A 23,060-nucleotide genomic window follows, 5' to 3' on the forward strand; every position below is an offset into this window, starting at 1 on the left:
TCTGCCCCAGTCTGCAGGATTGAGCAATGAGATCAACACGACTTCACGCCTCGCGGAAGAAGCCTTTCGGGAAAAGCGACATAAAAATCCGACGCCTCGTCAGATAGGCAGACGTATCCGACAGCACATCGGCAAGACGCGGTGTCACCGTTGCCGTGATAGCGTCGCCCGACGTGAGCACATCAAAGCCTGCGGCACGAAGACTGGTTGCAGGCAGATAGCGCTTCAAGTCACCGCCCAGCGTCAGCGCCCATCCCGCACCGGACGCTACGGGAAATTCGTCCGGTTTGAATGGAGGAGAATTCAGATAGCAGGATAAGCCTGAAATGCTGAGGCTCAACTCTGCGGCGACGACCGCCCCCGCCCCGAGAAGGCGCTCATAATACGCCTCATAATCGGTTGATGCCGAATAGTTGCCCTCCATCGCCCAGTTTGACAGAGACGACGCACCTTCTAAATGCATGACAAAGCTATCGAGGTAAGGGCTCGAGCGCTGTAAGCTCGGATGATACAGCGCTCCGGTATTCTGACTGCCTAAGATAATCGGCCGCGCCCATTGGTCCGCGATGAAGGTCCCCTCGTCTCTGAAAGGACCCTGGTCATCGTCATACGGCTCGTGAGAGGTGTCGCAGTCAGTCAGCGTCACATTGAACGCAGAAAGCGGGGCAAGCGTCTCCGTGAGGCGTAGAAACGCTTCTGCGTGCTTTGCAGATGTCATTGGACCGGAGAAATATGCGCCGGCCGAGACGATCATGCGTGACCGCCACCCACAAAGCCCTCAAACTCGGGCGGCGCTGGCGCAGTATAATCGAACTGGCCACCTATCGGGTGAGGCCCCTGAATTCGGTGCGCATGGAGCATGAGACGAGAGGCGTTGTCGCCGTCGCCATAGATACTGTCGCCGAAGATCGGGAAGCCCGCATGAGCCAGATGTATGCGAATCTGGTGCATACGGCCTGTCTCCGGACGGCATTCGATCAGGCTGACACCATCTTGCACGGCAAGCGTATGAAAGCGCGTCAGCGCCGGTTTGGCGTCTTTCACGTTAGGCTGCCCGCCAATACCGGAAATCTGCATGCCGTGTTCCAACCGGATTATACCGATCGGGCTATCAACGCGAGTCATACGTTTGGCATTGCCCGGAACCAGCGCCAGATAAGTCTTTTTGATCTCACGATTTTCGAAGGCACGGGACAACGCGGCTGAAGCAGGTTGCGTTTTAGCGGCGATGATGATGCCGGATGTCTCAGCATCCAGACGGTGCACCATACGAGGCCGCTTGCCGTTTGATTTTGCAAATGCCCAGAGAAGCTTGTCGAATGTCTGGTCGTCAGTCTTACGCGTCTGGCACGGCAGTCCAGCCGGTTTGTTGAACGCGAGGATGTCGTCATCTTCTTCGATCAGGAAAGAACGGACGAAATCTTTTTCTTCGTCCGTCAACCAGACGGTTTCACGGTTTCTCATTTCAGCGGCTCCCTCGCCGGTTCTGCAGGCGGTCGCGCAAGTCCTCGAGATAACTAAGCTTCTCTCGAATGCTTTTCTCGCGTCCCTCACCTTTTGGATCATATATATTCAAACGCCTAACGCCTTCCGGAAAATAATGCTGCCCGGAGAAGGTATGCTCGGTGTCATGGTCATAGATATAGCCATCGCCATACCCCTGATCTTTCATCATATCCGTCGGCGCGTTCAGGATATGCTTTGGCGGATTGAGATGCCCCGTCTCACGCGCGGCCAGCTTGGCATTCTGGATCGCCATCTTCACTGCGTTTGACTTAGGCGCCGTCGCCAGATGAATCACGGCATGCGCAATAGGGTATTCGCCTTCCGGCATGCCAAGGCGTTCAAACGCTCGCGCCGCCTCAGACGCGACCATGAGCGCGGTCGGGTCGGCAAGGCCGATATCCTCGCTCGCGATCACAACGAGGCGACGCGCAATATAACGTGGATCTTCACCGCCCTGCAGCATACGCATCAGCCAGTACATGGCCGCATCCGGATCAGAGCCACGGATCGATTTGTGGAGCGCCGAGATGAGATTGTAATGCCCCTCGCCCGCTTTGTCATAAGCGGCAGCACGCGTGGTCACGAGCTTTTTCAGCTGTGCGAGGTTTAGCGTTCCGCGATTGCCTGCATAGCGATAGACGTCCTCGACCATGCCAAGGAAATACCGGCCATCACCTCCCGCCATACCGGTGAGGTAGTCTACGCCCTCAGGCGTGAGCGGCAGCGGATCACCCGTGTGCGCCTCGGCACGTGCGATGAGCTTGTCGAGCGATGAACGCTCCAGCGCCTCAAGCACGAGCACCTGACATCGCGACAGCAGCGCGCCATTGAGCTCGAAACTTGGGTTTTCTGTGGTCGCGCCTACGAGCGTGACAACACCCTTCTCGACATATGGAAGGAAGCTATCCTGCTGGGCTTTGTTAAAACGGTGGATCTCATCTACGAAAAGCAGCGTCCCCTGCCCCATGGAGCGGCGGTGTTCTGCTTTTTCAAAAACCGTACGCAGGTCTTTCACGCCAGAGAAGACCGCGGAAAGGGCCTCGAAATGCAGCCCGGTGCCATCTGCCAGCAATTGAGCAATGGTCGTCTTCCCGACACCCGGAGGCCCCCAGAGGATGACGGATGACAAGCGGCCGGAGGCAATCATACGCCCGAGGGGCCCATCCGCACCGATCAGATGGTCCTGCCCAACGACCTCAGAGAGTTTCTGAGGCCGAATCGCCTCAGCGAGAGGCTGAGGCGCGTTTTTATCTAAACCGGCTGCCTGGAAGAGGTCGCTCACGCCTAGAGCCTGAAACTCTGTGACAGGCGCCGTCCATTACGATCGACAGCGATCTGCCAGACACGCAGCTTGCTGCCATCTTCAGCCTCGGCATTGAGGGCCTCTTCAAGCTCTTCAACTGTTGTGATCGCCTGACCGTTCACTTCGATAACAATGTCGCCCGGACGCACACCAGAGCGGTAAGCGTAAGACCGGCGAACGATACGGTTTACGAGGACACCCTCATCAAACGGGTCACGGCGAAGTTCTTCTGCCAGCGCAGGTGACAGGTTCGCGACCTCTGCGCCCGAAAGCGGGTTCTCACCTTCCAGAAGGATAAGTTCGGCATCCGTTGCACCAGGAGGCGCTGTGACCGTCATATTGAGCGTACGCTGCTCACCGTTTCGGAGAATACTGATCGGCGCTGAGTCACCCGCTGCGAGCGTTGCAGACAGGAAGCGAAGACCATTCTCATCAAAAACATCGCGGCCATCAAATTTCAGGAGCAAGTCGCCGCGGCGAAGACCTGCGAGATCGGCAGGACCATCAGGATAGATTTCGGTCACAAGAAGCCCGCCCGGACGCTCCAGTTCCATTGAGCGTGCAATCTCTGCCGTAACAGCCTGACCGCGCAGCCCAACCCAGGGACGCACTACACGGCCCTCATTGATGGCAGAATCAACAATACGGCGCACCATCTCCGACGGAATGGCAAAGCCAATCCCGTTCGACCCGCCAGAGCGTGAGAAGATCGCGGTGTTCACACCAACCAACCGACCGGCGTTATCAATCAACGCGCCGCCCGAGTTACCCGGATTGATGGCTGCGTCTGTCTGAATAAAGAACGCATAGTCAGAGATACCGACGTCTGTACGCGCTGTCGCAGACACGATCCCGCTGGTGACTGTCTGGCCAACACCAAAAGGGTTGCCAATCGCCAGTACGAGGTCGCCCACTTCAACGAGGCGCGTATCTGCATATTGAAGCGTCGGCAGAACCTCTCCTTCAGGATCGATACGCAGAACAGCAAGGTCTGTACGCTCATCAGCGAGCACCAGCTCCGCTTCAAACTCGCGACGGTCAGACAACACCACGCGCAGCGCGTCTGCGCCCTGCACGACGTGATTGTTCGTCACGATGACGCCGTCCTCGCCCACAATCACACCTGAACCAAGAGAGGACTCAACGCGCTCTTGCGGCACGCCAAAAGAATTCGGCCCGAAAAAGCGATCAAAGAATGGGTGCCCGGAATACGGATTGGCCGACTGGCGCACCAGACGTTCGGAATAAACGTTTACAACAGCCGGTGACGCTTCGCGGACAAGCGGCGCAAAAGACATCTGAATGTCGTCGCGGCTTTCTGGAAGCAATTGCGCATTTGCCGGGGTCATAACCGGCAGAAGCAGAAGACAAGCGAGCGCGACCAGGGCCGCGCTCAAAGCTAGAAGAATTTTATTTATGTGTCGTGTCATGATCATGAGTAAACCCTCCGACCATGTCCGGATTTGGGCGGTTTCTGGCCAAACTGCAAGACCCGCTCCAAATTCAGCAGCGCTTAGTCGTCAGCGAGCTCGAGCTCAGCTGCGACACGCTCACGGTCACCTTTGCCTTTAGCGTCTTCGTCACGTTCGACGAATTCGATAACAGCCATAGGCGCATTGTCGCCGTGACGGAAGCCAGCTTTCATCACACGAACGTAACCACCGTTACGCTCTTCATAGCGAGGACCGAGAACGTCGAAGAGTTTCTTCGCCATCTCAACGTTGCGCAGTTTAGAAATTGCGCGACGACGGGAAGCGAGATCGCCCTTCTTAGCGAGAGTAACCAGCTTCTCAATGATTGGACGCAGGTCTTTCGCCTTAGGCAGAGTCGTCACGATCTGCTCATGTTCAATCAGAGACGACGCCATGTTAGCGAACATCGCTTTGCGGTGCTCTGACGTGCGGTTGAGTTTACGATGTGCGAGTCCGTGACGCATGACTAAACTTCCTTATCGGCTCTTCGCCGTTAGATCTGATCTTCGTATTTTTTGGCCAGGCCTTCGATATCTTCAGGCGGCCAGCTTGGTACGTCCATACCGAGGTGCAGGCCCATTCCGGCGAGCACTTCTTTGATCTCGTTCAGAGACTTACGACCGAAGTTCGGCGTACGAAGCATTTCAGCTTCAGACTTCTGAATGAGGTCACCGATATAAACGATGTTATCATTCTTCAGGCAGTTCGCAGAGCGTACAGACAGCTCAAGCTCATCAACCTTCTTGAGAAGGACTGGGTTGAAGCCGAGATCCGGCTCGTCGTCCTGCTCAGATTTGTCATCTGGCTCTTCGAAGTTGATGAAGAGACGCAGCTGGTCCTGAAGAATACGCGCTGCATAAGCAACAGCATCTTCCGGAGAAATCGAACCGTCAGTTTCAACGTCAAGCATCAGCTTGTCATAGTCGAGAACCTGACCTTCACGTGTGTCTTCCACACGGTAGCCAACACGGCGAACCGGAGAGAAGATCGCGTCGATCGGAATGAAACCGATCGGAGAGTCTTCAGCGCGGTTACGCTCTGCAGCCACATAGCCTTTACCAGTGTCGACCGTGAACTCCATACGTACGTCTGCGCCCTCGTCGAGCGTGCAGATGACCAGATCAGGGTTCAGGATTTCAACGTCGCCAGTTGTTTCGATCTGACCAGCTTTAACTTCGCCAGCGCCGCTTGCACGGAGCGTCATACGTTTAGCTGTGTCAGACACCATGCGAACTGCAACCTGCTTGAGGTTCAGAACGATGGTCGTGACGTCTTCACGAACGCCAGGAATTGAAGAAAACTCGTGAACAACACCGTCAATCTGCATGCCGGTGATAGCCGAACCTTGCAGAGAAGACAGAAGAACGCGGCGAAGCGCGTTACCGAGCGTTGTGCCGAAGCCACGCTCGAGCGGCTCTACTACGAGAGTCGCTTTACGGAGAGCGTCAAATCCGTGCTCAACAACAGGGCGAGCGGGACGGATAAGTTCTTTCCAATTTTTGTCGTTGACGACGGCAATTGAGCCTGACATCGCGAATTCCTTCAGATCTGGGGAGGTAGGGTTATACGCGGCGACGTTTTGGCGGGCGGCACCCGTTGTGCGGGATCGGAGTCGTATCACGGATAGATGTGATTGTGAAACCGACATTCTGAAGCGCACGGAGAGCTGATTCGCGGCCAGAACCCGGACCACGTACATTCACTTCGAGTGTACGCATGCCGTGCTCTTGAGCTTTGCGGCCTGCATCCTCAGCAGCCATCTGAGCTGCGTACGGAGTAGACTTACGAGAGCCCTTAAAACCCATGTGACCAGCAGACGACCAGGAAATAGTGTTACCCTGGGAATCAGAGATCGTGATCATCGTGTTGTTGAAGCTGGAGTTCACGTGGCAAACGCCGGAAGTAATATTCTTCCGTTCGCGACGGCGAACCCGAGTAGTGTCTTTAGCCATAATACTTGGTTCCCAGCCTTATTTCTTCTTACCAGCGATCGGCTTAGCCGGACCTTTGCGGGTGCGCGCATTAGTGTGCGTACGCTGACCGCGAACTGGAAGACCGCGACGGTGACGAAGACCGCGATAGCAACCAAGGTCCATAAGACGCTTGATGTTCATCGCAGTTTCGCGACGCAGGTCACCTTCTACAAGGTAATCCGCATCGATTGTTTCGCGAACTTGAATGACTTCGGCATCTGTCAGGTCAGCGACGCGACGATCCGATGTGATACCGACTTTTTCACAGATATCCTTGGCCATTGCCGGGCCAATCCCGTGAATATAACGGAGCGCGATTTCAACGCGCTTATTGGTCGGTATGTTGACGCCAGCAATACGGGCCAAGCTACTTCTCCGTTTAAAACTTATTGATCCGAGACATAAGGTAATTTTGCGATGACTAATCGCCTGTACAAAACGCGCCCATGACTCGCAGAAGCCGCGTCTTATACGTGTCTGAGGGGCCACGTCAATAGCTGAGTGGCACCCAGACACAATTTACTTACAGGTTAGTTATTTCCCCCAAGAAGCTTCGAGAGGAACCCTTTTTTTTCGTCGCCAGACTGCTTTGCCAGTGCGGCGTCAATCTCTGCAGCGACTTTTTCGATGCTCCCCATGCCATCAACCTCTGTGAGTTTCTTACGCTCGGCATAGATTGGCAGAAGTGGAGCTGTTTGCGCATTGTACGCATCGATTCGTTTTTTGAAGGTCTCAGGGTTATCGTCTTCACGTCCCTGTTCTTCAAAACGCTTCGTCACACGGTCAAGGAGCGCTTCCTCGTCCACGCGCAGACGAATGACGCAGTCGATCTCCTGATCGCGCTTGGCGAGCGTCTTATCGAGCGCCTCCGCCTGCGGAACCGTCCGAGGAAAGCCGTCAAAGATAAAGCCAGGCGCATCTTTGTGCGTGTCCAGCTGGTCTTCGATGAGTTCAATCACGATCTCATCAGACACGAGCTGTCCTGAGTCCATAATTGCAGCGACACGCTGACCGAGTTCTGTGCCTGCACTGCGCGCGGCGCGAAGCATGTCACCTGTAGAGAGCTGGATGAACCCATGCTCAGTAACAAGGCGCTTTGCCTGTGTGCCTTTACCCGCGGCCGGTGGTCCGAACAGGATTAGGTTCATCGTTTTTTACCCCCCAAACGAGACTTCTTGATCATGCCTTCGTACTGGTGTGCCACCAGATGAGACTGAATCTGTGTTACTGTATCCATAGTCACAGAAACAACAATAAGAAGCGATGTACCACCAAGGTAGAATGGAATACTCGGCACCTGTGCTCTGAGGATCTCCGGAAGGAGGCAGATAAAGGTCAGGTATGCCGCGCCAATCACTGTGAGTCGTGTGAGGACGAAGTCGAGATATTCGGCAGTACGTTTACCAGGACGGATACCTGGCACGAAACCACCGTATTTGCGCAGATTGTCCGCAGTTTCTTCCGGATTGAACACGATGGACGTGTAGAAGAACGCAAAGAAAATAATCATCAGCGCATAAAGAAGAATGAAGCCGATCTGGCCAGGGCCAAGCAGCGCGACGACTGTGCCAAGAATACCGGCAGGCGCAGAACCGTCTGCTCCCATAGTAAAGTTAGCAATCGTCGCAGGCAGAAGCAGAAGCGAAGATGCGAAGATTGGCGGGATAACACCGGCGGTATTCAGCTTGAGCGGCAGGAAGCTCGTCTGGCCCTGCTGCATCTGATTCCCTTGCTGGCGCTTCGGATACTGAATAAGGATCCGGCGCTGGGAACGCTCGATGAAGACGATGAATACGATCATCGCAATCGCCATAAGCAGAATACCCGCAACGAACGGGAAGCTCATCGTGCCCGAATAGCTGGATGTCACCAGGTTGAAGATGGCTCGAGGCAGCTCTGCAACGATGCCCGCAAAAATGATCAGCGAGATACCGTTACCTACGCCGCGGGAGGTAACCTGCTCACCCATCCACATCAGGAGGAGCGTACCACCGGTCATGGTCACAACCGTTGAGATCGTGAAGAAGATCGACGACATGCCGTCCATGCGGGCTTCCTGCAGGCCCTGTGAGATACCAAAGGACTGAACCAGAGCGAACAATACCGTGAGGTAGCGCGTATACTGGTTGATCTGCTGCCTGCCCGTCTCGCCCTCTTTCTTCAGGCGCTCAAGCGATGGCGAAGCCGTCGTCATAAGCTGCATGATGATCGACGCCGAAATGTACGGCATGACGTTCAGCGCAAAGATACCCATGCGCTCGATCGCACCACCCGCGAACATATTCAGGTTACCCAGAATACCACTCTGCTGTTGCTGGAACATGATCGCGAACTGAGCCGGGTCAATGCCGGGGATCGGGAGATAGGTACCGAGGCGATACGCCACCAGAATACCGAGAGTGAAGAGAATACGCTGCTGAAGCTCTTTGGCCTTACCAAAAGCTTCAAAGCTCATATTCTTCGCAAGCTGTTCTGTCGCTGACGCCACACGCGCCTCCTTATACCCGTTCGGCCCAAGTCATAATGCAAAAAGGCCTGCTGCCAAATGCAACAGGCCTTTAAATCGGCACTTGGCACTGATTTGTGAAGCCTGAAATTAGGCTTTATTCAGATTCGTCGGAAGACGGAGCTGTTACTGTGACATTTCCGCCAGCAGCTTTAACAGCTTCGATTGCCGCTTTAGACGCACCAGTAACGGTAATGTTCAGACCTTTAGGTGCATCACCTTTCGCGAGAAGGCGTACGCCGTCACGTGAACGACGTAGAACGCCGGATGTCACCAGGACTTCTTCAGTTACTTCAGCCTTGCCATCAATCTGACCGCTTTCGATCGCTTTCGCGATACGGCCGAGATTAACCCAGGTGTACTTCTTGGTGTTCGGCGCTTTGAAGCCACGCTTCGGAAGACGCATATAGATAGGCATTTGCCCACCTTCGAAACCGTTAAGCGCAACACCTGAACGGGATTTCTGACCTTTGACACCGCGTCCGCCGGTTTTACCCGTGCCAGAGCCGACTCCGCGGCCTACACGCTTACGAGCTTGTACGGCGCCCGTGTTATCAGAGAGTTCATTGAGTTTCATGTCGATAACCTTACCAGAGCAGACCGGCTAAATGCCGGGCTCAGGCCTTGTCTTCTACGATTTCAACCATGTGCTGAACCTTGGCAATCATGCCACGGACAGCCGGCGTATCTTCCAGCTCACGCTCGCGACCGATCTTGTTCAGACCAAGGCCGACCAGCGTAGCACGCTGGTCATTCTTGCGACGGATCGGGCTACCGGTCTGGCGAACTGTAATAGTCTTTTTAGCCATAACGAGAGCTCCTAGTTCGCTGCGTCAGCCATGCCCGCTTCAGACGCACCATCAGCACGACGGCCGACAATGTCCTGAACCTTCAGGCCACGCTTGGAAGCGACAGACCGTGGGCTGCTTTGGTTTTTGAGCGCGTCGAATGTCGCGCGGACCATGTTGTACGGGTTAGACGTGCCAAGAGACTTAGCAACAACGTCCTGAACACCGAGAACATCGAGAACCGCACGCATCGGACCACCAGCGATAACGCCGGTACCCGGAGGCGCTGCACGGAGGACAACTTTACCAGCGCCGTGGCGACCACGACCATCATGGTGAAGTGTACGACCTTCGCGCAGTGGAACGCGGATCATTTTCTTCTTGGCTTCGTCAGTTGCCTTGCGGATCGCTTCAGGAACTTCACGCGCCTTACCGTGACCAAAGCCTACACGGCCCTTCTGGTCGCCGACTACGACGAGTGCAGCAAAACCGAAGTTCTTACCGCCTTTAACAACTTTCGCGACGCGGTTGATTCCGACCAGGCGATCTACGAATTCGCTCTGCTCTTCTTCGCGCTTGTCCTTGCCCCGGCCACGGCCGCGACCACGGCCTTCACCGCTGCCTTTTCTTTCTTCAGCCATTACCGTCTCCTAGAATTTCAGGCCGCCTTCACGCGCGGCATCAGCCAGCGCCTTGATACGACCGTGGAACATGTAACCACCGCGGTCAAAGACAACGTCTTCCACACCAGCTTTAGAGGCACGTTCTGCGATCAGCTTGCCAATAGAGGCTGCTGCGTCAGATGTACCGCCGTTTGGCGTAGACGAGCGGAAGTCTTTTTCCTGCGTGGAAGCGAAAGCGAGCGTGATACCACGTTCGTCGTCGATCACCTGAGCGGCGATGTTCTTGGAGGAGCGCACCACGGACAGACGAGGACGACCAGTTGCCTGCTTGCGCAGTTTGGCACGAACCCGCTGAGCGCGACGCATGAGTTTTTCGCGTGGCGTCTTCATGGTTACTTCTTCTTACCTTCTTTGCGACGAACCTGCTCGCCGGCATAACGGATACCTTTGCCTTTGTATGGCTCAGGTGGACGATACTTGCGGATCTCTGCAGCGACCTGACCAACAGCTTGTTTGTCAGCGCCAGCAATCTTCACTTCCGTTGGCTTGGTAGAAGACAGTGAAATGCCTTCCGGAGCCTTGTAAATGACATCGTGCGAGAAACCGAGCGAGAGCTTAACGTCGCTACCTTGCATTTGAGCACGGTAACCAACGCCTACGAGTTCGAGCTCTTTTTCATAACCTTCGGTAACACCGATGACCATGTTCTGAGCGCGAGCACGCATTGTGCCCCACATTGCGCGAGCACGTTTGGATTCATCCCTAGGCGTGAACGTAACAGAGTTGTCGCTGACTTCGACGTTTACGTCGTCAACAACAGTCAGTGTCAGTTCGCCTTTAGGGCCCTTCGCGGTGAGCACCCGGTCTGCAAGAGACAGAGTAGCTTTGCCACCTTCGACAGGAAGTTTACCGATACGAGACATACCTTGTTCCTTCCCTTAAACGACCCGGCAAAGGATTTCGCCACCCACATTCTCGTTACGCGCAGTGTTGTCAGACATGACACCTTTAGGCGTAGAGAGAATGGAAATGCCTAGACCGTTCTGTACGAGCGGCAGATCCTTCACAGAAGAATAAACACGACGGCCTGGTTTTGAAATCCGGCGGATTTCAGAGATAACCGGTGAACCGTCATAATATTTAAGTTCGATGTCGATGTTCTTTTTGCCGTCTTTTTCGACTTCCGTGTAACCACGGATATAGCCTTCAGACTGAAGAACCTCGAGCACGCGAACGCGAAGCTTCGATGCCGGCGTGGTCACTACTGACTTACCGCGCATCTGAGCGTTACGGATACGTGTCAGCATATCGCCGAGAGGATCAGAAATGTTCATTTAGATGCCCTCCCTTACCAGCTAGATTTGACCATGCCAGGAACCTTACCAAGGTTGCCCAGCTCGCGAAGTGCCACACGTGACATCTTCAGCTTACGATAATAACCACGCGGACGACCGGTGACTTCGCAACGGTTGCGAACCCGGATCGGCGCGGAGTTGCGCGGAAGCGCTGCCAGTTTGAGGCGAGCTTCGAAACGCTCTTCCAGCGGCAAATCTTCGTTAGCGATCGCAGCTTTCAGACGCTCACGGCGACCGGCGTACTTTTTAACAAGCGCTTTACGCTTGTTGTTGCGTTCAATAGCAGACTTTTTAGCCATTTCTTGTCTCCCCGCGCTTAATTACGAAACGGGAAACCGAGGTGCTTCAGGAGCGCCTTAGCTTCTTCGTTCGTTTGCGCCGTGGTGCAAACAATGATGTCCATACCCCAGATCTGGTCTACCTGATCGTAGTTGATCTCCGGGAATACGATGTGCTCTTTGATGCCCATGGCGTAGTTGCCATTGCCGTCAAAGCTCTTACCGTTCAGACCACGGAAGTCTTTCACGCGCGGAAGCGCGATCGTGACCAAGCGGTCCAGGAATTCAAACATACGGTCGCGACGCAGAGTCACTTTACAGCCGATGCTCATGCCCTCACGGAGCTTGAAACCAGCGATAGATTTACGCGCTTTAGTCGCAACAGGCTTCTGACCCGCGATAGCTTCCATGTCGCGCAGAGCGGACTGGATCTTCTTGGAATCAGCAACCGCTTCGCCGACACCCATGTTCAGCACGACTTTGTCGAGCTTAGGGACCTGCATAGGGTTTGTGTACTTGAACTCTTCCTGCAGTTTCGGAACGATCTGTTCACGATACAGCTCACGGAAGCGCGGTTCGTAAGTGGTGGCATCAGACATCGATGGCCTCCCCTGAACGTTTAGCGTAACGGACTTTGTTACCTTCTTCGTTCACACGGAAACCAACGCGTGTCGGCTTGCCGTCTTTCGGGTCAAGAAGTGCAACGTTAGAGACATCGATAGCTGCTTCGAAGCGCTTGATGCCGCCCTGGTCCAGTTGGTTCGGTTTCTGGTGACGAGTAACAACGTTCACGCCAGAGACGATCACACGACCTTCTTTTGGCATAACTTGCGTTACTTCACCTTGCTTGCCCTTATCACGGCCAGCAAGAACGACGACGCGATCACCCTTTTTCACTTTGGCAGCCATTACAGCACCTCCGGAGCCAGAGAGATAATCTTCATGTGGTCCTTCGCGCGAAGCTCACGCGGAACAGGGCCGAAGATACGTGTACCGATCGGATCACCATTATTGTTGATCAGAACAGCAGCGTTCGTGTCGAAACGGATCGCAGAACCGTCAGGACGTTTGATGTCTTTAGCAACGCGAACAACAACGGCTTTACGCACATCACCTTTCTTCACGCGGCCTTTAGGAATCGCTTCCTTGATAGACACAACGATAATGTCGCCTACGCTGGCATAACGACGCTTAGCGCCACCCAGTACTTTGATGCACTGGACGCGACGTGCGCCGGAGTTGTCAGCGACCGACAGGTTTGTCTGCATCTGAATCATGCGGCGTCTCCACCAGCTTGATCAGCCATGAGTTCCCAGCGCTTCAGTTTAGACTTTGGCGCACACTCAATGATTGAGACCTTTTGGCCTTCTACAGCCACGTTATTTTCATCATGGGCGTGGTAACGCTTAGATTTACGTACGGTCTTACGAAGCAGGGGATGCAGGAAAGTACGCTCAACACGTACGATCGCTGTTTTGTCCTGCTTGGTGGAGACCACCACACCTTCCATAATCCGCCTAGGCATATTGCTTTTGCTCCCTCAGGTTCACGCAGCGCTGGTTTGCGTTTTCTCGCGAAGGATCGTTTGGATCCGAGCGATATCACGACGCACCTGGCGCACGCGGGCGGTGTTCTCCAGCTGGCCAGTAGCCTGCTGGAAGCGAAGATTGAATTGCTCTTTTTTAAGAGCGACGAGCTGATCTTTCAGCTCGCTTTCTGTTTTAGCGCGAACGTCTTCCGCTTTCATAACGATCTCCTCTCGCGCTTATTCAGCAATTCGGGTGACGACTTTTGTCTTGATCGGCAGTTTCGCCGCACCAAGACGAAGTGCTTCGCGAGCAACTTCATCGTTCACACCGTCAATTTCAAAAAGGATACGGCCAGGTTTTACTTTAGCGACCCAACGGTCGATTGAACCTTTACCTTTACCCATACGAACTTCGATTGGCTTTGCCGAAACCGGCAGGTCTGGGAACACACGGATCCAGACTTTACCCTGACGTTTCATCTGACGAGTGATCGCACGACGTGTCGCTTCGATCTGACGTGAGGTGATACGTTCCGGCTCGAGAGCCTTCAGGCCGTAAGAACCGAAGTTCAGAGAAAAGCCGCCTTTGGCGTTTCCGTGAATCCGGCCTTTGAAAGCCTTACGAAACTTTGTGCGCTTTGGCTGCAGCATTGATTACGCTCCTGCACCTTCGCGGTTGCCCTGGCGCTCACCGCGTGGGCTCGTAGAGCGTGCGCGGGCTTCGCCTGAAGCTTCCTGTTTCTTGTCCTGAGCCATGGGATCGTGTTCCATGATCTCGCCTTTGTAGACCCAGACCTTGATACCGATGATACCATAGGTGGTCAGCGCTTCAGCTGTGCCGTAGTCAATGTCCGCACGCAGAGTGTGCAGTGGAACAGAACCTTCAGCATACTGCTCTGTACGCGCGATTTCTGCACCGCCAAGGCGGCCAGCAACCATCACACGAACACCCAGAGCGCCGAGACGCATAGCAGACTGGATCGAACGCTTCATCGCACGACGGAAAGAAGCACGACGCTCAAGCTGACGCGCAATGTCGTCTGCGATGAGAGTTGCGTCGATTTCCGGCTTGCGGATCTCAACAAGGTTCACAAAAACCTCGTCTTCGACGATCTTGGAGAGCTCTTTACGAAGCTTCTCGATGTCAGCGCCTTTTTTACCGATAACCATACCAGGGCGAGCCGTGTGAATGGTGATGCGGCATTTCTTGTGCGGGCGCTCAACGATGATCTTGGAAATACCAGCTTGCTTAAGCTTGTTCTTGATGAACTCGCGGATCTTCAGATCTTCGTGAAGCAGACGGCCGTAATCAGCGCTGTCAGCATACCAGCGGGAATCCCACGTACGGTTGATGCCAAGACGCAGACCAATCGGATTTACCTTCTGACCCATTATGCGGCCTCCTCAACAGCCATGCTCGTATCACGCACGACGATGGTAAGTTGCGAGAACGGCTTCAGGATGCGAGCCGCGCGACCACGTGCACGAGCGCGGAGGCGCTTCATGACGAGGTTTTTGCCGACGTATGCTTCAGCAACGACCAGAGAGTCGATGTCGAGACCATGGTTGTTCTCAGCGTTTGCAATAGCGCTTTTCAGAGCCTTGCGAACGTCTTCAGCATGACGCTTCGGAGAAAACTCAAGCTCAGCGAGCGCTTTCTCAACAGTCAGACCACGAATGGACTGAGCGATCAGGTTAAGCTTCTGCGGGCTGATGCGGAGCATGCGAAGTACGCAACGCGCTTCGTTCTCAGCCTGTTTAGGAGCTGCCTTAGGCTTACCCATGACTACCTCCGCTTCGCTTTCTTGTCCGCGCCGTGGCCGTAGTATGTACGGGTCGGAGCGAATTCGCCGAACTTGTGGCCAACCATTTCCTCAGAAACAGTAACCGGGATGAATTTGTTGCCGTTGTGGACCTGGAATGTCAGGCCAACAAAGTTTGGCAGGATCGTAGAGCGACGGGACCAGGTTTTGATCACTTCGCGCTTTTTGGATTCGCCAGCCGCCTCTGCTTTTTTCAGCAGATAGCCGTCGACGAATGGGCCTTTCCAGACAGAACGTGACATGTCTAAGCGTCCTACTTCGATTTGTGACGGCTACGGATGATGAGACGATCCGTTGCCTTGTTTTTGCGGGTTTTAGGACCGCGGGTTTTCTTACCCCATGGCGTAACCGGGTGACGGCCACCAGAGGACTTACCCTCACCACCACCGTGCGGGTGATCGAACGGGTTCATGACAACACCACGAACAGACGGGCGCTTACCGAGGTGGCGCTTACGACCTGCTTTACCGAGGTTTTGGTTCATGTTGTCCGGGTTAGAAACCGCACCAACCGTTGCAAGGCAGCGGTCCATAACCATGCGGAGTTCACCGGAAGACAGTTTGATCTGAGCGTAGCCATCAGCGCGACCGACGAGCTGAGCGTAAGTGCCAGCTGAACGTGCGATCTGAGCGCCCTTCTCAGGCTTCATCTCGATGTTGTGAATGATCGTACCAACCGGGATATTCTTCAGCGGCAGTGTATTGCCTGGCTTGATGTCAGCCGTTGCAGAAGAAATAACCTGATCGCCAGGGCCAAGACGCTGAGGTGCGATGATGTAAGCAAGCTCACCATCTTCGTACTTGATCAGAGCGATGAACGCTGTGCGGTTCGGGTCATACTCAAGGCGCTCTACAGTCGCAGGAACGTCAAACTTGTTACGTTTGAAGTCTACTTTACGGTAGAGTTTCTTAGCACCACCACCAATGCGGCGTGCTGTGATACGACCAGTGTTGTTGCGACCACCGTTCTTAGTGAGACCTTCAGTGAGGGTCTTTTCCGGGCGACCTTTGTGCAGGCCGGAACGGTCTACCAGAACGAGCTGGCGGCGACCCGGAGATGTCGGATTGAATGTCTTCAAAGCCATGACAGGTTTCCTTAGAGTCCGGTTGCCACGTCGATCGCCTGACCTTCAGCCAGGGTCACAATCGCTTTTTTCACGTCGTTACGACGACCAACGATACCGCGGAAACGCTTAGTCTTACCCTTGGTAACGATCGTGTTCACACCGAGAACCTGAACGTTAAAGAGCTTTTCTACAGCTTCCTTGATTTGCGGCTTCGTAGCGTTGATCGCAACTTTGAACACAACCTTGTTTTCCTCAGAGAGGAAAGTCGACTTCTCGGTGATAACCGGAGCGACGATCGTGTCGTAGTGGATCGGTTGAGCGTCTTTTACCATCGCTTAGCCCTCTCCGTTTGCGGCTTTAGCAGCGCGCATTTTCACGAGAAGACGCTGGTCAACCTTCGCACGCGGAGCTTCGCCCGCTACGATTGCCTTAGCCTGGCCAACCCAGTCTTCGTTTACAGCGCGCTGTGCTACGCCGATTTTCTCGAACAGCGCTGTAGCGTCTGCTTCGCTGATTTCCGCAAGCTTTGTGAGCTCACCATAACCTTCGCCAGCCAGAGCTTTCGCTGATTTCGCGCCAACACCGTCAATCAGAACAACGTCATCGATGAACGCGTCGTCGCCAGGCTTAGCGCCAGCTGGAACGTCGCTCTCGCCGTTGTAACGAGCGTGGATGCTGTCGATAGCGTCTTTCGTCAGGACCAGAGTGTTGCGACGAAGAACGTCGTACACGTTGAGACCAGCGAAAGGCAGGACGTCGACGTTAGGAATGTTGCGAGCTGCGCGAGCAAAACCTTCGTTCAGCTCAGTGCCGCCAATGACGAGAGCGTTAGAAATGCCCAGAGCTTCGAAAGAAGCACGCAGAGATTTCGTTTTGCCTTCGTCAAAGTTCGCATCTTCCAGAACAATAACGTTCTCAGACTTAACCTTGGAAGAGAGAGCGTGCTTCAGAGCGAGCGCGCGAACCTTCTTAGGCAGGTCGTGAGCGTGGCTGCGAACGCGCGGGCCATGAGCAACACCACCACCAACGAAGATAGGAGCGTTCTTAGAACCGTGACGTGCGCCGCCAGAACCTTTCTGACGGATGTATTTCTTTGTCGTCACGCTCACTTCAGAGCGGGACTGTGTTTTGTGCGTGCCAGCCTGACGTTTCGCCAGCTGGTAACGAACCATACGCTGCAGGATGTCGCCGCGGATCTCTTCAATGCCGAATACAGCATCGTCGAGCTCAACCTTACCGGCTTTCTTAGCAGCGAGCGTTGTGACTGCGAGTTCCATTACGCGTCAGCTCCCTCAGACTCAGCCGGAGCAGCGTCAGCTTCTTTAGAAGAAGAAACAGAACCCGGCATAGGAACACCTTCCGGACGCGCTTTTTTCACAGCGTCACGGACTTCAACCCAACCACCTTCTGGACCAGGGACGTTACCCTTAACCAGAACGAGGCCACGCTCAGTGTCCACACGAACAACTTCAATGTTTTGCGTAGTGATACGAGCAACGCCGTAGTGACCGGCCATTTTCTTACCTTTGAAGACTTTACCCGGATCCTGGCACTGACCTGTAGAACCATGCGAACGGTGAGAGATAGAAACACCGTGAGACGCACGCAGACCGCCGAAGTTCCAGCGCTTCATCGCACCTGCAAAGCCTTTACCGATGGAGATGCCCGCTACGTCGACTTTCTGACCTGGTACAAAGTGGTCAGCAGAGATAGCAGCGCCCACTTCGAGGAGGTTTTCTTCAGCAACGCGGAACTCAACCACTTTAGCTTTAGGCGCAACGCCCGCTTTCGCGAACTGGCCACGGTCAGCTTTGGTAGCGTTCTTAGCTTTCTTAGAGCCGGCACCTAGAACAACAGCTGTGTAGCCATCGTTTACAGTTTTCTCGACAGCGTCCTTCTTAGAACCGCGGTTGATCTTAGCCGTACGATCTTTGTCTTCACGTACGCCAACAACCTGACAGCCTTCCAGAGACAGAACCGTCACAGGAATGTGCAGCCCTTCCTCAGAGAAGACACGGGTCATGCCCAGCTTGCGGGCAACAACGCCGGAACGTTTCGCTTCTGCAGGCATTAGCGCGCTCCCTCAAGTTTAATCTCAACCGCAACGCCAGCAGAGAGGTCGAGCTTCATAAGAGCATCAACAGTCTGTGGTGTTGGATCAACGATATCGAGCACACGCTTATGCGTGCGGATTTCAAACTGCTCACGAGATTTCTTGTTCACGTGAGGAGAGCGGTTCACCGTAAAGCGCTCAATACGCGTTGGCAGCGGAACTGGTCCGCGTACCTGAGCGCCTGTTCGCTTGGCCGTAGAAACGATCTCTTTCGCCGACAGATCGAGGGCGCGATGATCGAAGGCCTTCAGGCGAATCCGGATGTTTTGTCTGTCCATTGTAGCGTCCGTCCGCACAAAAGCTAAAGTCCGCTCAGCGCCAGCCTTCGCTGACCCGACGGACCAAAACCGTTTAAAATGTTCCGTTTCGTTGAGAGTACGTTTGCGTTTAGACAGTGTCTAAGGCACGGCTACCTCATTAACGAGCGCGCACCTCTATAGTTTGCAGGCACCCCTGTCAACACCAGAGTCATGATTACGGCGCGTATTCTTCACCTATAGAAAGCGGGACACATCGCCGATCGGCAGAGCAATCCTGATCTGCTTTATCCGGCTCGTATCCCCCGCGTGTAGCGCAACACCCGATTTAGGAATTCCGAGCCATTTGGCAATGAGCTGACAGACGGCCTTGTTCGCCGCCCCCTTGTCCGGCAGTGCGCGCACCCGAACCTTCAGGAATAACTGGCCAGAAGCGTCCGATTCCACGCTCTCTACGGCGTCTCTGGACGATTTAGGCGTAACCCGCACGGTCAGAAGCGTCTCATCTCCATCCGCGCGTAGAGGCAGTCTCTGCTCTTGCATCACGCCCCCCCCTCCTCTGCTCGGCCGCGCGTGTCTTATACCAGATGCACTTAAAGAGAATTCAACATAACCGGTGTTTCGGCTCGCCCGACAGAATAAATGAGGCCGGATTAAAAAGACAAAAGGGAATCGCCAGATCAGCGATTCCCTTTCCATTCTCGACGATGCACCTGACCAGCCTGCGACTCGATTCTTAAAGGCGCGCGCCCACAAGAATCGCCCATAGCGTCCTAATGCTTCAGGTCGCGCGCCAAAGGGCGCACCTTAGCTTCAAGGTTCTGGATGATGAGAGAGGCAACATCTTTACCTGTCGCAGTTTCAATTCCCTCAAGACCTGGCGACGAGTTCACCTCGAGCACTTTCGGCCCTTCACTCGTGCGAAGGATATCCACGCCAGCAACGGACAGCCCGATCGTCTGCGCTGCTCGGCGGGCGACATCGCGCTCCTGCTTCGTCAGCCGCACAGGCGCAGCGGTACCGCCGCGATGAAGGTTTGACCGGAAATCACCGTCCGCCGCGCTCCGCTGGATCGCCGCAACCACCTTATTCCCGACAACGAAACAGCGCGTATCCTTACCAGCCGCCTCTTCTACAAACTGCTGCACGAGGAAATCCGCCTCCAGACCACGGAAAGCATCAATCAGGCTTTCGGCAGCCTTCTTCGTTTCCGCGAGTACGACACCCTTGCCCTGACTGGACTGAAGCAGCTTCACGACTGCCGGCGCGCCGCCTACCAGCGCGATCAGGTCCTTCGTGTCCTTTGGTGAGTTGGCGAACGCTGTGACCGGCATATTGATACGTTCGCGCGACAGGAGCTGGTGCGCAAGTAGCTTATCACGTGATGCCGCAATCGCAATCGGCGGGTTAAGACAATACGCGCCGCTGTTTGCGAACTGGCGAAGCACGGCGAGGCCATAAGACGTAATAGCTGGGCCGATACGCGGGATCACCGCATCATAGCGCGGCAGCACTTTGCCATCGTAATGAACCTCAGACGCGGTTGCGTCGATCTTCATATAGCAACGCGTCGTATCGATGGCTTCAACGACATGGCCGCGCGCCTCACCGGCCTCAATAAGACGACTTGAAGAGTAATTGTTCGGTTCGCGCGTTAGCAATGCAATCCGTAGCGGACGCTTTACCGGCTTCTTACGCGGAATGCCTTTATAGAGATCGAAGCTCAACGGCGTTTGAGCGAACGACACGTTCGGATCAACGACCATGTCGTCCGCAATAGACGTACGACCGAACAACATGCGGTACTGCATGTTTTCGCGGTTGGTCAGCGTCATCTCCACGGGCCATGTCCGGTCGCCGCATGTCAGCTCTGTCTGGATCACATAGCGCAGCTCTGCCTCACCATTCGAACTCGTCACCTGTCGACGATCCACCACGGGCGCAGAACAGGTGAACTCCATAGACAGATCGTCCGGGTTTGGCTGAATGAGAAAACGGACCTGAGGCTTATTGATCGGTCCGAACGGCTCAATGACACTCGCATGCAGCGCAGATGTGCGCGCGCCGGTGTCAACTTTCGCCTTGATCGCCGGAAGCCCGAGAGACGGAAGAGAGACCCATTCTTCCCAACCGAGTGTAAATGATGATGACATGACGTCTCCAGAAATTCAGATGAGCGCGACATACAGGATATCGCGCCCAAATAACACGGTTAAGTCATGCAGCCGTTCCGGAATTTTCGGCAGGTTTCTACCGGCTCAGGGTCACCGCATCAGAGACAATAGCGTACTAAGCTCGACCTCTGAGAAATGCCCATCCAACGTCATCAGGACGCCCCTTTAAGGCGCGGCCGTAACCGTGAACGGGACGATCTGGTCGATAGCGGAATATTCCAGATAGTAACTGATGCTACCCGCCAGATCCGCGATAGCGAGAATGTCGTCTGCGTCGAAGCCTGTCTCAATAAATCCTTGAACCGAAAGCTGAACATTCCGATCAAAACCTTCCAGTTCAACGACGCCTATATACGGGACATTTTCATAGAAAATATAAATTTCCCACTGCCGGTCTCCGTCAAAGTCTCTGAAGTACAAGCGCTCGGGAACACCAACGCCAAGGTCCAGACTATCCACGAGCGCAAAGGTTTCATTCACGTCCGGCGTGGTCTGCCCATAGAGATAGAGCGTATGGTTGCCTGTATGCTCCCCATCGGTAGCGATATAAGCAATGTAGTTGTCGCTACTGCCTCCGCCTGAAGAAATGAGAGAACCGGGAACGTACTGCGTCCAGACTATTTCCTGTCCTTGTGCCAGCGTGATTGGTGTTTCGTCACTTTCGGTATAGCTGCCTGCGGAATGGAAGAATGTCCGAATAGACGGAACCGAAACATCAATCGCCATCCGATGTTCTGGCGCTGGTTCATTGCGAAAATATACGCGCGAAGACCCCTGACAAAAATTACCGTCGGGCGTGATCGTTACAGCCTGACCATAGGTAGAAACGCCGCCGTTGACCGTACGAGGCAGGTAGCGCATGCCATTAGTATCACTTGCGAGGAACAGGTCGGTTGTCCCGGAAAGACCATCAAGCAAGTCAGCCGATGCGTAACAGATGTCGTTGAGCGTGAGCGTACCTTTAATAGTCTGCCCTGCCGGTACATTGCCATCATACTCCATAACGAAGCCTAGGCTGTCCTGCGGAAACACAAGAACTTTTTCGATTGCCGCGCCGAAACCAGGAAACGGACCGGTCATGAAGGCCGGAATGGCCAACTGCCCAGGCGTCGCATTTGGCAAATCAACGGTCGTTTCTGTGTCAAAACCGTTATTCGCTTCAACGTCGATCATAAAATACTCGAGCGTCCCGTCATTCTTAGTACGAATGCCGGATGCAGCAGTCTGAGCGCCAAAAAATTGCACGGTCATCAGATCCGGAAAGATCTGGTCAAACTCCAAGTCTATCGGTGTTCCGAAATTCACATTCACGCTGGTTACCAACGGAGCGCGAACGATATTGGTCGCGGTGATTGATATTGCAGACGTATCGGAAAACTCACCGTCACTCACGGTCAGCTCGAAATCGAGCGTAGCGTCAGCTGTCACCTCGGGGAGCTCAACAGAGAGAGTCGCGGTATTGTCGCCAGATAGCTGGGCAGTCGGCCCCGCAGTTTGCACCCAAGCATAAGTAAGAGTGTCATTTTCAGGGTCGCTGGAGCCAGACCCGTCCAAGATAACTGTCTGTCGCTCATCGGCACTCGTTCCGCCTGGAGCAGACGTTGCCGCCGTCGGCGCAGTATTCGTTGGGGTCGGTGTGGGCGTGGGTGTCGGCGTTGGAGTTGGCGATCCTCCGCCCCCGCCGCCTGAACATGCCGCTAGAAAAATCGCACTAAAAATTACACTCGCGCTTCCGAGCGCGATCGAGCGAACCGTCATCCGTAAGACCCCCGTCTTTCCTCTCAATGTTCAAGAGTAAGGTCAGGCTATCGGCGCACCCAAAGATTGCAAGCTGATTTTAAATCAATCTGCAGAAAACAAAAAAGCCCGCTCGGATGAGCGGGCTTATTCTTGATTAGTTTTGTTCTCGCTAAGCTACGCGTCGCATAGAACGCGCTCAGGGCTGCTCACACTTAACTCAGTTCAGAGCGGCAGCCTTGAGCCTGTTTCATGTGATTGCTTCAGCAATCACGGAAACGAATAGAAACCTATTCGATAACTTTAGATACAACGCCTGAACCAACAGTACGGCCACCTTCACGGATAGCGAAGCGGAGCTTCTCTTCCATAGCAACCGGCTGGATCAGCTCAACGTTCAGCTTAACGTTGTCGCCTGGCATAACCATTTCCGTGCCATCCTGAAGCGTAACAACACCTGTCACGTCAGTTGTACGGAAGTAGAATTGTGGACGGTAGTTAGAGAAGAATGGTGTGTGACGACCACCCTCTTCTTTCGTCAGAATGTAAGCTTCAGCT

34 protein-coding genes and 1 pseudogene are annotated in these 23,060 nt (G+C 54.4%); all 35 read right to left on the bottom strand.

The window, feature by feature from the left end; genetic code table 11:
• Nucleotides 1–43 precede the first annotated feature (43 nt).
• Nucleotides 44–754 (bottom strand): hypothetical protein, encoded by a 711-nt coding sequence (locus G523_RS0114655; protein WP_022695820.1) that lies wholly within the window; start codon nucleotides 752–754, stop codon nucleotides 44–46.
• On the bottom strand, nucleotides 751–1,464 hold the full coding sequence (locus tag G523_RS0114660; RefSeq protein WP_022695821.1) for an RluA family pseudouridine synthase: 714 nt from the start codon (nucleotides 1,462–1,464) through the stop codon (nucleotides 751–753). Before G523_RS0114660 ends, G523_RS0114655 begins: the two co-directional genes overlap by 4 nt.
• Before the next feature lies 1 nt (nucleotide 1,465).
• Entirely contained in the window at nucleotides 1,466–2,788 is a 1,323-nt protein-coding gene (locus G523_RS0114665; protein WP_022695822.1) for a replication-associated recombination protein A, read from the bottom strand.
• Between the two features lie 2 nt (nucleotides 2,789–2,790).
• Complete coding sequence (locus G523_RS0114670; protein WP_022695823.1) at nucleotides 2,791–4,245, bottom strand: DegQ family serine endoprotease; 1,455 nt, start codon at nucleotides 4,243–4,245, stop codon at nucleotides 2,791–2,793.
• A gap of 77 nt (nucleotides 4,246–4,322) precedes the next feature.
• A complete protein-coding gene (gene rplQ / locus G523_RS0114675) occupies nucleotides 4,323–4,745 on the bottom strand; it encodes a 50S ribosomal protein L17 (protein ID WP_022695824.1) in 423 nt (140 codons plus the stop codon).
• 29 nt (nucleotides 4,746–4,774) lie between these two features.
• Nucleotides 4,775–5,812, bottom strand: coding sequence for a DNA-directed RNA polymerase subunit alpha (locus G523_RS0114680; protein WP_022695825.1), 1,038 nt, complete (start codon nucleotides 5,810–5,812; stop codon nucleotides 4,775–4,777).
• 31 nt (nucleotides 5,813–5,843) lie between these two features.
• Complete coding sequence (rpsK, locus tag G523_RS0114685; RefSeq protein ID WP_022695826.1) at nucleotides 5,844–6,233, bottom strand: 30S ribosomal protein S11; 390 nt, start codon at nucleotides 6,231–6,233, stop codon at nucleotides 5,844–5,846.
• A gap of 18 nt (nucleotides 6,234–6,251) precedes the next feature.
• Nucleotides 6,252–6,620 carry a 30S ribosomal protein S13 gene (gene rpsM / locus G523_RS0114690; RefSeq protein WP_022695827.1) on the bottom strand — a complete coding sequence of 123 codons (369 nt, stop codon included), beginning with the start codon at nucleotides 6,618–6,620 and terminating at the stop codon, nucleotides 6,252–6,254.
• A gap of 164 nt (nucleotides 6,621–6,784) precedes the next feature.
• Nucleotides 6,785–7,402, bottom strand: coding sequence for an adenylate kinase (locus G523_RS19505; protein WP_022695828.1), 618 nt, complete (start codon nucleotides 7,400–7,402; stop codon nucleotides 6,785–6,787).
• On the bottom strand, nucleotides 7,399–8,742 hold the full coding sequence (gene secY / locus G523_RS0114700; protein WP_022695829.1) for a preprotein translocase subunit SecY: 1,344 nt from the start codon (nucleotides 8,740–8,742) through the stop codon (nucleotides 7,399–7,401). Before secY ends, G523_RS19505 begins: the two co-directional genes overlap by 4 nt.
• 115 nt (nucleotides 8,743–8,857) lie before the next feature.
• Nucleotides 8,858–9,337 carry a 50S ribosomal protein L15 gene (gene rplO / locus G523_RS0114705; RefSeq protein WP_022695830.1) on the bottom strand — a complete coding sequence of 160 codons (480 nt, stop codon included), beginning with the start codon at nucleotides 9,335–9,337 and terminating at the stop codon, nucleotides 8,858–8,860.
• A 40-nt stretch (nucleotides 9,338–9,377) separates the two neighbouring features.
• Nucleotides 9,378–9,569: a 50S ribosomal protein L30 gene (gene rpmD / locus G523_RS0114710; RefSeq protein WP_022695831.1), complete on the bottom strand. Its 192-nt coding sequence runs from the start codon at nucleotides 9,567–9,569 to the stop codon at nucleotides 9,378–9,380.
• Nucleotides 9,570–9,580: 11 nt separating this feature from the next.
• A complete protein-coding gene (gene rpsE, locus G523_RS0114715; RefSeq protein WP_022695832.1) occupies nucleotides 9,581–10,189 on the bottom strand; it encodes a 30S ribosomal protein S5 in 609 nt (202 codons plus the stop codon).
• A gap of 9 nt (nucleotides 10,190–10,198) precedes the next feature.
• Nucleotides 10,199–10,561 (bottom strand): 50S ribosomal protein L18, encoded by a 363-nt coding sequence (gene rplR, locus G523_RS0114720; protein ID WP_022695833.1) that lies wholly within the window; start codon nucleotides 10,559–10,561, stop codon nucleotides 10,199–10,201.
• Nucleotides 10,562–10,563: 2 nt separating this feature from the next.
• Entirely contained in the window at nucleotides 10,564–11,094 is a 531-nt protein-coding gene (gene rplF, locus G523_RS0114725) for a 50S ribosomal protein L6 (protein WP_022695834.1), read from the bottom strand.
• Nucleotides 11,095–11,109: 15 nt separating this feature from the next.
• Nucleotides 11,110–11,505 (bottom strand): 30S ribosomal protein S8, encoded by a 396-nt coding sequence (gene rpsH, locus G523_RS0114730; protein WP_022695835.1) that lies wholly within the window; start codon nucleotides 11,503–11,505, stop codon nucleotides 11,110–11,112.
• 14 nt (nucleotides 11,506–11,519) lie between these two features.
• Nucleotides 11,520–11,825 (bottom strand): 30S ribosomal protein S14, encoded by a 306-nt coding sequence (gene rpsN / locus G523_RS0114735; protein ID WP_022695836.1) that lies wholly within the window; start codon nucleotides 11,823–11,825, stop codon nucleotides 11,520–11,522.
• Nucleotides 11,826–11,842: 17 nt separating this feature from the next.
• Nucleotides 11,843–12,403, bottom strand: coding sequence for a 50S ribosomal protein L5 (gene rplE / locus G523_RS0114740; RefSeq protein ID WP_022695837.1), 561 nt, complete (start codon nucleotides 12,401–12,403; stop codon nucleotides 11,843–11,845).
• Nucleotides 12,396–12,713 carry a 50S ribosomal protein L24 gene (rplX, locus tag G523_RS0114745; protein WP_022695838.1) on the bottom strand — a complete coding sequence of 106 codons (318 nt, stop codon included), beginning with the start codon at nucleotides 12,711–12,713 and terminating at the stop codon, nucleotides 12,396–12,398. The genes rplE and rplX overlap by 8 nt, the downstream gene beginning before the upstream one ends.
• Nucleotides 12,713–13,081, bottom strand: coding sequence for a 50S ribosomal protein L14 (gene rplN / locus G523_RS0114750; RefSeq protein WP_022695839.1), 369 nt, complete (start codon nucleotides 13,079–13,081; stop codon nucleotides 12,713–12,715). Before rplN ends, rplX begins: the two co-directional genes overlap by 1 nt.
• Nucleotides 13,078–13,329, bottom strand: a complete 252-nt coding sequence (gene rpsQ, locus G523_RS0114755) for a 30S ribosomal protein S17 (RefSeq protein WP_027441796.1) — start codon at nucleotides 13,327–13,329, stop codon at nucleotides 13,078–13,080. The genes rplN and rpsQ overlap by 4 nt, the downstream gene beginning before the upstream one ends.
• A 21-nt stretch (nucleotides 13,330–13,350) precedes the next feature.
• Nucleotides 13,351–13,551 (bottom strand): 50S ribosomal protein L29, encoded by a 201-nt coding sequence (rpmC, locus tag G523_RS0114760; protein ID WP_022695841.1) that lies wholly within the window; start codon nucleotides 13,549–13,551, stop codon nucleotides 13,351–13,353.
• Between the two features lie 18 nt (nucleotides 13,552–13,569).
• Nucleotides 13,570–13,983 (bottom strand): 50S ribosomal protein L16, encoded by a 414-nt coding sequence (gene rplP, locus G523_RS0114765; protein ID WP_022695842.1) that lies wholly within the window; start codon nucleotides 13,981–13,983, stop codon nucleotides 13,570–13,572.
• Nucleotides 13,984–13,986: 3 nt separating this feature from the next.
• Nucleotides 13,987–14,724, bottom strand: a complete 738-nt coding sequence (gene rpsC / locus G523_RS0114770; RefSeq protein WP_022695843.1) for a 30S ribosomal protein S3 — start codon at nucleotides 14,722–14,724, stop codon at nucleotides 13,987–13,989.
• The gene (rplV, locus tag G523_RS0114775; RefSeq protein WP_022695844.1) at nucleotides 14,724–15,116 is read right to left on the bottom strand and encodes a 50S ribosomal protein L22; all 393 of its coding nucleotides are present in this window, start codon (nucleotides 15,114–15,116) and stop codon (nucleotides 14,724–14,726) included. Before rplV ends, rpsC begins: the two co-directional genes overlap by 1 nt.
• A gap of 2 nt (nucleotides 15,117–15,118) precedes the next feature.
• Nucleotides 15,119–15,397: a 30S ribosomal protein S19 gene (gene rpsS, locus G523_RS0114780; protein ID WP_022695845.1), complete on the bottom strand. Its 279-nt coding sequence runs from the start codon at nucleotides 15,395–15,397 to the stop codon at nucleotides 15,119–15,121.
• An 11-nt stretch (nucleotides 15,398–15,408) separates the two neighbouring features.
• Entirely contained in the window at nucleotides 15,409–16,239 is an 831-nt protein-coding gene (gene rplB / locus G523_RS0114785; RefSeq protein WP_022695846.1) for a 50S ribosomal protein L2, read from the bottom strand.
• Between the two features lie 11 nt (nucleotides 16,240–16,250).
• The gene (locus tag G523_RS0114790) at nucleotides 16,251–16,553 is read right to left on the bottom strand and encodes a 50S ribosomal protein L23 (protein ID WP_022695847.1); all 303 of its coding nucleotides are present in this window, start codon (nucleotides 16,551–16,553) and stop codon (nucleotides 16,251–16,253) included.
• Nucleotides 16,554–16,874: 321 nt separating this feature from the next.
• A pseudogene (gene rplD / locus G523_RS0114795) lies at nucleotides 16,875–17,498 on the bottom strand (50S ribosomal protein L4); the annotation flags it as partial.
• Nucleotides 17,498–18,292 carry a 50S ribosomal protein L3 gene (gene rplC, locus G523_RS0114800; protein WP_022695849.1) on the bottom strand — a complete coding sequence of 265 codons (795 nt, stop codon included), beginning with the start codon at nucleotides 18,290–18,292 and terminating at the stop codon, nucleotides 17,498–17,500. The gene rplC and the pseudogene rplD, both read right to left, overlap by 1 nt.
• Nucleotides 18,292–18,612 carry a 30S ribosomal protein S10 gene (gene rpsJ, locus G523_RS0114805; RefSeq protein WP_022695850.1) on the bottom strand — a complete coding sequence of 107 codons (321 nt, stop codon included), beginning with the start codon at nucleotides 18,610–18,612 and terminating at the stop codon, nucleotides 18,292–18,294. The genes rplC and rpsJ overlap by 1 nt, the downstream gene beginning before the upstream one ends.
• A gap of 216 nt (nucleotides 18,613–18,828) precedes the next feature.
• Nucleotides 18,829–19,134, bottom strand: coding sequence for a DUF167 family protein (locus G523_RS0114810; protein ID WP_022695851.1), 306 nt, complete (start codon nucleotides 19,132–19,134; stop codon nucleotides 18,829–18,831).
• Nucleotides 19,135–19,364: 230 nt separating this feature from the next.
• Nucleotides 19,365–20,744 carry a 30S ribosomal protein S6--L-glutamate ligase gene (gene rimK, locus G523_RS0114815; RefSeq protein ID WP_022695852.1) on the bottom strand — a complete coding sequence of 460 codons (1,380 nt, stop codon included), beginning with the start codon at nucleotides 20,742–20,744 and terminating at the stop codon, nucleotides 19,365–19,367.
• A 186-nt stretch (nucleotides 20,745–20,930) separates the two neighbouring features.
• Complete coding sequence (locus tag G523_RS0114820; RefSeq protein WP_407674760.1) at nucleotides 20,931–22,523, bottom strand: PKD domain-containing protein; 1,593 nt, start codon at nucleotides 22,521–22,523, stop codon at nucleotides 20,931–20,933.
• 269 nt (nucleotides 22,524–22,792) lie between these two features.
• Nucleotides 22,793–23,060 (bottom strand): EF-Tu C-terminal domain-related protein (locus G523_RS0114825; RefSeq protein ID WP_022695854.1); only part of this gene is annotated, 268 nt, incomplete at its 5' end.

Source organism: Ponticaulis koreensis DSM 19734, from assembly GCF_000420665.1.
Classification (GTDB): Bacteria; Pseudomonadota; Alphaproteobacteria; order Caulobacterales; family Hyphomonadaceae; genus Ponticaulis; species Ponticaulis koreensis.

Bases quoted from the DNA above. Each gene is read 5' to 3' on its own strand.
- G523_RS0114655 (WP_022695820.1), bottom strand. From the start codon at position 754: ATGATCGTCTCGGCCGGCGCATATTTCTCCGGTCCAATGACATCTGCA.
- G523_RS0114660 (WP_022695821.1), bottom strand. From the start codon at position 1,464: ATGAGAAACCGTGAAACCGTCTGGTTGACGGACGAAGAAAAAGATTTC.
- G523_RS0114670 (WP_022695823.1), bottom strand. From the start codon at position 4,245: ATGATCATGACACGACACATAAATAAAATTCTTCTAGCTTTGAGCGCG.
- rplQ (WP_022695824.1), bottom strand. From the start codon at position 4,745: ATGCGTCACGGACTCGCACATCGTAAACTCAACCGCACGTCAGAGCAC.
- G523_RS0114680 (WP_022695825.1), bottom strand. From the start codon at position 5,812: ATGTCAGGCTCAATTGCCGTCGTCAACGACAAAAATTGGAAAGAACTT.
- rpsK (WP_022695826.1), bottom strand. From the start codon at position 6,233: ATGGCTAAAGACACTACTCGGGTTCGCCGTCGCGAACGGAAGAATATT.
- G523_RS19505 (WP_022695828.1), bottom strand. From the start codon at position 7,402: ATGAACCTAATCCTGTTCGGACCACCGGCCGCGGGTAAAGGCACACAG.
- rplO (WP_022695830.1), bottom strand. From the start codon at position 9,337: ATGAAACTCAATGAACTCTCTGATAACACGGGCGCCGTACAAGCTCGT.
- rpmD (WP_022695831.1), bottom strand. From the start codon at position 9,569: ATGGCTAAAAAGACTATTACAGTTCGCCAGACCGGTAGCCCGATCCGT.
- rpsE (WP_022695832.1), bottom strand. From the start codon at position 10,189: ATGGCTGAAGAAAGAAAAGGCAGCGGTGAAGGCCGTGGTCGCGGCCGT.
- rplR (WP_022695833.1), bottom strand. From the start codon at position 10,561: ATGAAGACGCCACGCGAAAAACTCATGCGTCGCGCTCAGCGGGTTCGT.
- rplF (WP_022695834.1), bottom strand. From the start codon at position 11,094: ATGTCTCGTATCGGTAAACTTCCTGTCGAAGGTGGCAAAGCTACTCTG.
- rpsH (WP_022695835.1), bottom strand. From the start codon at position 11,505: ATGAACATTTCTGATCCTCTCGGCGATATGCTGACACGTATCCGTAAC.
- rpsN (WP_022695836.1), bottom strand. From the start codon at position 11,825: ATGGCTAAAAAGTCTGCTATTGAACGCAACAACAAGCGTAAAGCGCTT.
- rplE (WP_022695837.1), bottom strand. From the start codon at position 12,403: ATGTCTGATGCCACCACTTACGAACCGCGCTTCCGTGAGCTGTATCGT.
- rplX (WP_022695838.1), bottom strand. From the start codon at position 12,713: ATGGCTGCCAAAGTGAAAAAGGGTGATCGCGTCGTCGTTCTTGCTGGC.
- rplN (WP_022695839.1), bottom strand. From the start codon at position 13,081: ATGATTCAGATGCAGACAAACCTGTCGGTCGCTGACAACTCCGGCGCA.
- rpsQ (WP_027441796.1), bottom strand. From the start codon at position 13,329: ATGCCTAGGCGGATTATGGAAGGTGTGGTGGTCTCCACCAAGCAGGAC.
- rpmC (WP_022695841.1), bottom strand. From the start codon at position 13,551: ATGAAAGCGGAAGACGTTCGCGCTAAAACAGAAAGCGAGCTGAAAGAT.
- rplP (WP_022695842.1), bottom strand. From the start codon at position 13,983: ATGCTGCAGCCAAAGCGCACAAAGTTTCGTAAGGCTTTCAAAGGCCGG.
- rpsC (WP_022695843.1), bottom strand. From the start codon at position 14,724: ATGGGTCAGAAGGTAAATCCGATTGGTCTGCGTCTTGGCATCAACCGT.
- rplV (WP_022695844.1), bottom strand. From the start codon at position 15,116: ATGGGTAAGCCTAAGGCAGCTCCTAAACAGGCTGAGAACGAAGCGCGT.
- rpsS (WP_022695845.1), bottom strand. From the start codon at position 15,397: ATGTCACGTTCTGTCTGGAAAGGCCCATTCGTCGACGGCTATCTGCTG.
- rplB (WP_022695846.1), bottom strand. From the start codon at position 16,239: ATGGCTTTGAAGACATTCAATCCGACATCTCCGGGTCGCCGCCAGCTC.
- G523_RS0114790 (WP_022695847.1), bottom strand. From the start codon at position 16,553: ATGGTAAAAGACGCTCAACCGATCCACTACGACACGATCGTCGCTCCG.
- rplC (WP_022695849.1), bottom strand. From the start codon at position 18,292: ATGCCTGCAGAAGCGAAACGTTCCGGCGTTGTTGCCCGCAAGCTGGGC.
- rpsJ (WP_022695850.1), bottom strand. From the start codon at position 18,612: ATGGACAGACAAAACATCCGGATTCGCCTGAAGGCCTTCGATCATCGC.
- G523_RS0114810 (WP_022695851.1), bottom strand. From the start codon at position 19,134: ATGCAAGAGCAGAGACTGCCTCTACGCGCGGATGGAGATGAGACGCTT.
- rimK (WP_022695852.1), bottom strand. From the start codon at position 20,744: ATGTCATCATCATTTACACTCGGTTGGGAAGAATGGGTCTCTCTTCCG.
- G523_RS0114820 (WP_407674760.1), bottom strand. From the start codon at position 22,523: ATGACGGTTCGCTCGATCGCGCTCGGAAGCGCGAGTGTAATTTTTAGT.